General features: G+C 67.0%; 11 protein-coding genes. 8 read left to right on the forward strand and 3 right to left on the reverse strand.

Translation table 11 applies throughout. From position 1 onward, the window contains the following. A partial coding sequence (locus QZ847_RS05645) for a signal recognition particle receptor subunit alpha (protein WP_294354099.1) occupies positions 1–128 on the reverse strand: 128 nt, incomplete at its 3' end. Between the two features lie 296 nt (positions 129–424). Here QZ847_RS05645 and QZ847_RS05650 point away from each other — a divergent pair. From QZ847_RS05650 to QZ847_RS05675, 6 genes are all read left to right on the forward strand, one after another. After that, the gene (locus QZ847_RS05650) at positions 425–730 is read left to right on the forward strand and encodes a hypothetical protein (RefSeq protein WP_294193020.1); all 306 of its coding nucleotides are present in this window, start codon (positions 425–427) and stop codon (positions 728–730) included. A gap of 107 nt (positions 731–837) precedes the next feature. Continuing rightward, positions 838–1,566, forward strand: coding sequence for a tRNA (guanosine(37)-N1)-methyltransferase TrmD (gene trmD, locus QZ847_RS05655; RefSeq protein WP_294354075.1), 729 nt, complete (start codon positions 838–840; stop codon positions 1,564–1,566). 5 nt (positions 1,567–1,571) lie between these two features. Then, the gene (gene rplS / locus QZ847_RS05660) at positions 1,572–1,958 is read left to right on the forward strand and encodes a 50S ribosomal protein L19 (RefSeq protein WP_294354079.1); all 387 of its coding nucleotides are present in this window, start codon (positions 1,572–1,574) and stop codon (positions 1,956–1,958) included. Between the two features lie 122 nt (positions 1,959–2,080). After that, a complete protein-coding gene (locus QZ847_RS05665) occupies positions 2,081–3,268 on the forward strand; it encodes a MiaB/RimO family radical SAM methylthiotransferase (RefSeq protein WP_294354082.1) in 1,188 nt (395 codons plus the stop codon). Further along, a complete protein-coding gene (gene ftsY, locus QZ847_RS05670; RefSeq protein WP_294354085.1) occupies positions 3,265–4,197 on the forward strand; it encodes a signal recognition particle-docking protein FtsY in 933 nt (310 codons plus the stop codon). The genes QZ847_RS05665 and ftsY overlap by 4 nt, the downstream gene beginning before the upstream one ends. Continuing rightward, positions 4,194–4,901, forward strand: coding sequence for a septation protein IspZ (locus QZ847_RS05675; RefSeq protein ID WP_294354088.1), 708 nt, complete (start codon positions 4,194–4,196; stop codon positions 4,899–4,901). The genes ftsY and QZ847_RS05675 overlap by 4 nt, the downstream gene beginning before the upstream one ends. Before the next feature lie 51 nt (positions 4,902–4,952). Here QZ847_RS05675 and QZ847_RS05680 read toward each other — a convergent pair whose 3' ends face one another. Beyond that, positions 4,953–5,564, reverse strand: coding sequence for a superoxide dismutase (locus QZ847_RS05680; RefSeq protein ID WP_294354091.1), 612 nt, complete (start codon positions 5,562–5,564; stop codon positions 4,953–4,955). Positions 5,565–5,630: 66 nt separating this feature from the next. Next, a complete protein-coding gene (gene pspF / locus QZ847_RS05685) occupies positions 5,631–6,674 on the reverse strand; it encodes a phage shock protein operon transcriptional activator (protein WP_294354094.1) in 1,044 nt (347 codons plus the stop codon). A 154-nt stretch (positions 6,675–6,828) separates the two neighbouring features. On the opposite strand from pspF, the gene QZ847_RS05690 reads away from it, so the two are divergent. Then, on the forward strand, positions 6,829–6,957 hold the full coding sequence (locus tag QZ847_RS05690; RefSeq protein ID WP_294354096.1) for a hypothetical protein: 129 nt from the start codon (positions 6,829–6,831) through the stop codon (positions 6,955–6,957). A gap of 80 nt (positions 6,958–7,037) precedes the next feature. Beyond that, positions 7,038–7,698: phage shock protein PspA (pspA, locus tag QZ847_RS05695; RefSeq protein WP_294190970.1), on the forward strand; the 661-nt coding region annotated here is incomplete at its 3' end.

The following is a 7,698-nucleotide window of genomic DNA, read 5'->3' on the forward strand; positions in this document are numbered from 1 at the left end:
ACGTCGGCCTCGAGCAGCGCGATGCGAACCTCGCGCATCGCCTGGCGCACGTCGGCCTCGGTCAGCGCGCCGCGGCCGCGCAGCCGGTCGAACACTCCACCAAGACGATCGCTGAGGCTCTCGAACATCCAAATCCCTTCCGTCGACCGCAGCAGCGCGCCCGACTAAATCCGTCTGCCGCCAAACGCAAAAGCGCCGGCGGGCGAAACCTCGCCGGCCAGCGTACGCCGCATAGGGCGCGTTGCTCAAGCGTTCACCAACGGAACGTGGTCGTCGCCTTATCGCAAAAACACCGTGCAGGCAAGATCGCCTTCGCCGCCGCTGCCGGGAACGCGCGCGGCGCCCGCGTTGAACAGCACGCGGCTTTCGTGCTTTAACATAGGAAAGCCGCAGCCACAGCCCGGCACGACACAAGGAGACGAAAATGGGCCAGCCATCCGACAAGCAGAAGCAGCTGCACCACGACGTCACCAACGTCGGCCTGCGTGCGCAGGCGACGGCGGTCGGGCTGATCCAGCTGTGCATCGAGCTTCGCAAGACGAACGCGCTGAGCGAGGAAGGGCTCGGCAACGTCAAGAAAGCGATCGCGGACGAGCTGCTGATCGGGCCATATCGTCGCAGTTGCTCGCGCGACCAGCGCCGCGATCTGGAGATGCGGATCGACCGGATCTTCGCGGGCGAGCAGAAAGTTGGACCCGCGGAGGAACTGTCCTTCGTTACCGAGCAATAACGCTCACGCGATATCTGCGGCGGGCAGCCGCGCGACACGCTGGCGGTTGACCCGACGCGCGCCATCCCCGAGTGGTCGACGATCACCGATCGGAAGCCCGACCACCCGTGCCGTTCCACGCCACCGTCCTGACACTCTACCCCGACATGTTCCCCGGGTCGCTCGGCCACTCGCTTGCCGGGCGCGCGCTCGCGAACGGGCTGTGGTCACTTGAGGCGGTCAACATCCGCGACAGCGCGACCGATCGTCACCGCACCGTCGACGACACACCTGCGGGCGGCGGCGCGGGCATGGTGCTGCGCGCCGACGTGGTCGCGAGCGCCCTCGACGCGGTTGCCGACGACCGACCGATCCTCGCCATGACACCGCGCGGCGCTCCCCTCACCCAGTCCCGCGTCCGGACCCTCGCCGCCGGCCCTGGCGCTATAATCCTGTGCGGCCGGTTCGAGGGCTTTGACGAGCGGCTGTTCGACGCGCGTGAGATCGAGCAGGTCACGATCGGCGATTATGTTCTCTCGGGTGGCGAGATGGGTGCGATGGTGCTGCTCGACGCTTGCGTCCGGCTCGTTCCGGGCGTAATGGGCGCGGCTTCCAGCGGGGACGAGGAAAGCTTCGAAAGCGGCCTTCTCGAATATCCGCATTATACCCGACCATTTGAATGGGAAGGGCGCACGATCCCCGAAGTGCTGCGATCGGGGGATCATGCGAGGATTGCCGCCTGGCGAAAGCATCGGGCGGAGGTCGATACACGGCTACGGCGGCCGGACCTGTGGGAGCGTCACACCGGCGCTCGGGTCCAGTCGCCCTCTGGCGCGCGGCACGATGACGAAGGTTGAATGATATGAACCTGATCCAGACGCTCGAGGCCGAGCAGATCGCCAAGCTCGTCGCCAAGCGCGAGATCCCCGAATTCCGCGCCGGCGACTCGCTGCGCGTCGGTGTGCGCGTGGTCGAGGGTGAGCGTACCCGCGTCCAGAACTACGAGGGCGTATGCATCGCGCGCTCAAACAAGGGCATGGGCTCGAGCTTCACCGTCCGCAAGATCTCGTTCGGCGAGGGTGTGGAGCGCGTGTTCCCGCTCTACTCGCCCAACATCGAGTCGATCACGGTTGTCCGCAAGGGCGCGGTACGTCGTGCGAAGCTGTACTACCTGCGCGGCCGCACGGGTAAGTCGGCGCGTATCGCCGAGCGTCGTGACACCCGCACGGCAGCGGCCGCGGCCGAGTAATCGCGCGCAGCCTTTCCCGAGGCAGTGCGAGAGGGCGCGGGTGGTCTTGCCATCCGCGCCCTTTTCACGTCCGGCGCGCCGCCGCCGTGGACTTGCCCCCTCCCCGACCCTAGATCGCGCCCATGTCCGCTTCCTCCCAGCCCGTCGTCACGCTGGGCTGCCGCCTCAACATCGCCGAGAGCGAGGCGATCCGCCAGCTGCTGCCCGCGCACGGTCGCGACGTAGCGGTGGTGAACAGCTGCGGCGTCACCAATCAGGCGGTGAAGGACACTCGCGCTGCGATCCGCCGCCTGCGCCGCGAACGCCCGAACGTTGAACTGATCGTCACCGGCTGCGCTTCCGATATGGACCGCGCCGCGTTCGAGGCGATGCCCGAGGTCGACCGCGTCGTCGCCAATGCCGCCAAGCTGCTGCCCGCCACCTGGGGACCGCGCGCCAACATGGCGCCGCCGCGCCGCCACACGCGGGGTTTCGTCGGCGTGCAGAACGGTTGCGACCACGCCTGTACCTTCTGCGCCATTCCGCAGGGCCGCGGAAGGAGCCGCTCCGATCCGATCGGCGCGGTCGTCCAACACGTTGCAGAGCTAGTCGAACGTGGACAACGCGAGGTGGTGCTGAGCGGCGTCGACCTGACCAGCTACGACGACCGCGGCGCGCGCCTGCCCGCGCTGATCGAGCGGCTGCTCGCAGGCGTTCCCGGCCTTCAGCGGCTACGCCTCTCCTCGCTCGACCCGGCGGAGGTCGACGACCACCTCTTCGCGCTGCTGACGCAAGAGCCGCGCCTGATGCCGCACGTCCACCTCTCGCTACAGGCGGGCGATGACCTGATCCTCAAGCGGATGCATCGCCGTCACAGTCGCGCACAGGCGATCACGCTGGCGCAGAGGCTCAAGGCCATGAGGCCCGAGATCACGATCGGCGCCGATCTGATCGCGGGCTTCCCGACCGAGAGCGACTCCGCGCACGTCAACACGCTCGCGATGATCGACGACGCCGACATCACCCACGCGCACGTCTTTCCCTACTCCCCACGCGACCGCACACCCGCCGCGCGGATGCCGCAGGTCGCGCCAGAGACTGCCCGCGCCCGCGCCGCGGCGCTGCGTGCGATCAGCACCAAACGCCGCGCCGATTGGCTCGCCACGCAGGTCGGCACGGTGCAGGCAGTGCTGATCGAGCGTCCGGGCGACCGCGGCCACACGCCTGCCTTTGCCGACCTCCACCTCGCCGCACCCGCTGCGATCGGCTCCATCGTCAACGCCCGCGTCACAGCGGCTACCCCCACCCACCTGATCGGGACTCCTGAATGAGCACCAGCTGGCACGACAAGCTGCTAGGCGGTTTTCGCCGCACCTCCGACCGCCTCGTCGGCAATCTCGCGGGGCTCGGCGGCGCGCGGCTCGACGACGACACGCTCGACGAGATCGAGGAAGCGCTGATCGCCTCCGACCTGGGGCCCGAAACCGCCACGCGCGTCCGCGCGCGCCTCGCCGAGGGCACGTTCGAGCGTAACATGGAGGAACTCGGCATCCGCGTCGTCGTCGCGGAGGAGGTTGAGAAAGTGCTGGCTGAGGTCGCCAAGCCGATCGAGATCGAGGCATTTCCGCGTCCACAGGTGATCCTCGTCATCGGCGTCAACGGATCGGGCAAGACGACCACGATCGCGAAGCTCGCACACCTGTTCATGGAGCAGGATTACTCGGTCATGCTGGCGGCCGGCGACACCTTCCGCGCCGCCGCGATCGGGCAGCTGCGTACCTGGGCCGAGCGGATCGGGGTGCCGATCGTCACCGGACCCGAGGGCGGCGACGCGGCCGGCATCGTGTGGGACGCGGTCAAAAAGGCGACCGAGATCGGCACCGACGTGCTAATCGTCGACACCGCTGGCCGCTTGCAGAACAAGCGCGAGCTGATGGACGAGCTCGCCAAGATCCGCCGCGTGCTCGGCCGCTTGAACCCCGCCGCACCGCACGACGTGCTGCTCGTGCTCGACGCCACCACGGGGCAGAACGCGCTCAACCAGATCGAGGTGTTCAAGGAAGTCGCCGGCGTCACCGGGCTCGTCATGACCAAGCTCGACGGTACCGCGCGCGGCGGCGTGCTGGTTGCGGCAGCGGAGCGGTACGGCCTGCCGATCCACGCGATCGGGGTCGGCGAGCAGATGGACGACCTGCGCCCGTTCAACGCCAACGAGGTCAGCCGCATCATCGCGGGCGTCGACACGGGGCCGCGCAAGTGAGCGACACCGCCGCGCCTGCCGAAACCAACACCGGCATCAAGCATCTCGTCGACTACGGCCCGCTGGTCGTCTTCTTCCTCGTCAACTTCCTCGTTCCCGCGACCGCGGCGCGCGGGATCGTGTCGCATTTCACCCATGCGCTCGACGGCATGGCGCAGGTCGAGATGCTGCTGATGGCGCGCGTGATCCTGGCGACGGCGGCCTTCGTAATCGCGAGCGCGGCGGCGCTGGTGCTTGCAAAGGTCAAGCTCGGCCGCGTGCCGCCGCTGCTGCTGATCTCGGCCGGTCTGGTGCTCGTGTTCGGCGGGCTGACGATGTACTTTCGCGACGCGCGGTTCATCCAGATGAAGCCGACGATCGTCTACGCGCTGCTGTCGGGCGTGCTGCTGGGAGGGCTCGTCACGCACAAGCCGCTGCTGCGCGACCTGCTCGGCAGCACCTATCCTGGGCTGAGCGAAGCCGGGTGGCGGCGGTTGACGATCAACTGGATCCTGTTCTTCGCCGCGATGGCGGTCGCCAATGAGGCAGTGTGGCGCGGCGCCTACGCACTCTACGGCAAGTCGCGCGGCTGGGACCTGTGGGCGATCTACAAATTGTGGGTGGTGATCCCGCTGACGCTGGTCTTCGCGATCGCGAACGTCCCGATGCTGCTCCGCCACGGCGCGCAACTGGGTCAGGAACCGCCGCTACCGCCGGAAGGCTGATACGAAAAGGGCGCGTCACCCGACGCGCCCTCCCCAATTATCGCAGGATGTTCAGCCCGCCGCCTGCTCGTACCGGCGCCCGGCCTCGTCCCAGTTTACCACGTCCCACCACGCCTTCAGATAGCCCGGCCGGTCGTTCATGTAGGTCAGGTAATAAGCGTGCTCCCACACGTCGTTGCCCAGGATCGGCGTGCCCGGCTCCTTGGCGTCGTCCATCAGCGGGTTGTCCTGGTTAGGCGTCGACGTGACCTTGAGCGCGCCGTCCTTGTCCGCGATCACCCACGCCCAGCCCGAGCCGAACTGGCCCGCGCCCTTGGTGTTGAAATCTTCCTTCAGCTTGTCGAGGCCACCATAGGCGTCGATCGCCTCCTTGAGCTTACCCGACGGCTGGGTCGAACCCTTCGGCCCCATGATCTTCCAGAAGAAATCGTGGTTCCAGTAACCCCCGCCGTTGTTGCGGACGAGCGGCGGCTGTTGCGAGATCATGCCGAGGATCTCCTCGATCGACTTGCCTTCCAGCTTCGAATCGGCGGCGACGCCCTCGTTCAGCTTGTTGGTATAAGCCGCGTGATGCTTATCATGGTGGAACGTCATCGTCTCCTTGGAGATGACCGGCTCCAGCGCGTCGTAATCGTAAGGTAGCGGCGGCAGTTCGAAAGCCATGGGAATGCTCCTTGATGGGGTTCGCGGATCAAACGCGACCGCCCCCAAATGGCTCCGGCCAGGTCGTTACGCAATCGCTCCGATCAGGTCGTGGCGGCGCAGCGCATGGCGCAGCTGGTCGTAGCTCAACCCCAACGCCTCCGCGGTCGCGCGCTGGTTGAAGCGGTGCTCGGCGAGCGTGCGCGCCAGCAGCTCGCGCTCGAACCGCGCGACGCGCGACTTGAAGTCGGACGGTCCCTCCTCGCACGCGACGACGGGCGCGTCCTCGTCCGGCAAGTCGCGCGATTTCGGCTCCGGTGCGGCTTCCCCGCGCGGCGCCGATCGGGCGGTCGCGGGGCGATAGGGCGAGTGGAACGGATCGATCTCGATCACGTCGATCGGCCCTGCATCCTCCCACCGGTACACCGCGCGTTCGACCACGTTGCGCAATTCACGCACGTTGCCCGGCCAGCGGTGATCCATCAGCGCCTCGGTCGCCTTCGGCCCGAACCCCGCAAACTCGTCATGCCCCAGTTCCGAGGCCATCCGCCGCCCGAAATGCTCGGCGAGCACCGGGATGTCGCTACGCCGCGCGCGCAAGGGCGGCAGCGTCACGACCTCGAACGACAACCGGTCGAGCAGGTCGGCGCGGAACGTGCCCGCGTCGACGCGGTCGGGCAGATGCTCGTTGGTCGCCGCGACGATGCGCACGTCGACCGTCATCGCGCGCGACGATCCGATCCGCGTCACCTCGCCGTACTCGACCGCGCGCAGCAATCGCTCCTGCGCGCCCATCGACAAGGTGCCGAGCTCGTCGAGGAACAATGTTCCCGCGTCCGCCTCCTCGAACCTGCCGGTGCGTGCCTTGGTCGCGCCCGTGAACGCGCCCGCCTCATGCCCGAACAGCTCCGCCTCAATCAGCGTCTCGGGCAGCGCAGCGCAGTTCATCGTGACGAGCGACTGGCTCCACCTGGGCGACAGATGGTGAAGGCGTTCCGCCACCAGTTCCTTGCCCGTGCCGCGTTCGCCGATCACCAGCACCGGGCGGTCGAGCGCAGCGGCGCGGCTGGCGCGTTCGAGCGCGTCGAGAAAAGCACCCGATTGCCCAATCACCTGCGTGGTCCTGCGCATGAACCAATGCTTGGCAAAGTTCGCCAAGTCTTGGCAATCCCCAAATCCTCACAACAAACTGAAATCACGCCAAGCCACTGATTGGACGCTGTTTTCAGATTTGGCACACTCTCTGCAAAGCATGGGACAACAACGCACACAGGGAGTTACACCAATGACCAACATCACCAGCAAGCTCGCCGCGATCGCCTGCACCATCGTCGTCAGCGCCACCATGCTCTTCGGCGCGGTCGGCCCCGCCACCGCGATCGGGCACAACGCCCCCATCTCTCGCGTCGTCTGACGCTCCGATCCGGCGGCAGGCCCGTTTCCGCCCCCGCCGGGATCGAGTAAGAAGCGCGTATCATCAGGAGTCCAAACTACATGGGCATTTTCTCCCGAACCCGCGACATCGTCGCCGCCAACATGGCCGAGCTGCTCGAGAAAGCGGACGACCCGGCGAAGATGATCCGGATGATCATTTCGGAGATGGAGGACACCCTGGTCGAGGTCCGCGCCTCTGCCGCGCGCACCATCGCCGACAGCAAGGAAATGCGCCGCCACATCGAACGCCTGTCTGAACTCGAAGAAAGCTGGACCGAGAAGGCGGAACTGGCGCTCAGCAAGGAGCGAGAGGACCTCGCCAAGGCCGCGCTGGTTGAGCGCCGCAAGGCGGGCGACATGGCGCAGCAGCTGCGCGACGAGGTCAAGCTGCTCGATGACAGCCTTCGCGCCAGCGAGGACGACATCGCCAAGCTTCAGTCGAAGCTGCGTGAAGCGCGTACCAAGCAGAATGCGATCGCGACCCGGCTGGAAAGCGCCAACACCAAGGCGCGCCTGCGCGAACTCTGGAACGGTCCCAAGACGCACGAGGCATTCAGCCGCTTCGAACTGCTCGAACGCCGCGCCGATGAGGCTGAGGGCCGCGCCGAGGCGATGGGGCTGACGCCCAAGACGCTGGAAGACGAATTCAACGAACTGCGCTCGAGCGACAAGATCGACGCCGAGCTCGCCGCGCTCAAGGCGCGCATGAACAAGGAGCGCT

The sequence above is a fragment of the uncultured Sphingomonas sp. genome (genome assembly GCF_913778135.1).
In the GTDB taxonomy this organism is placed as follows: Bacteria; Pseudomonadota; Alphaproteobacteria; order Sphingomonadales; family Sphingomonadaceae; genus Sphingomonas.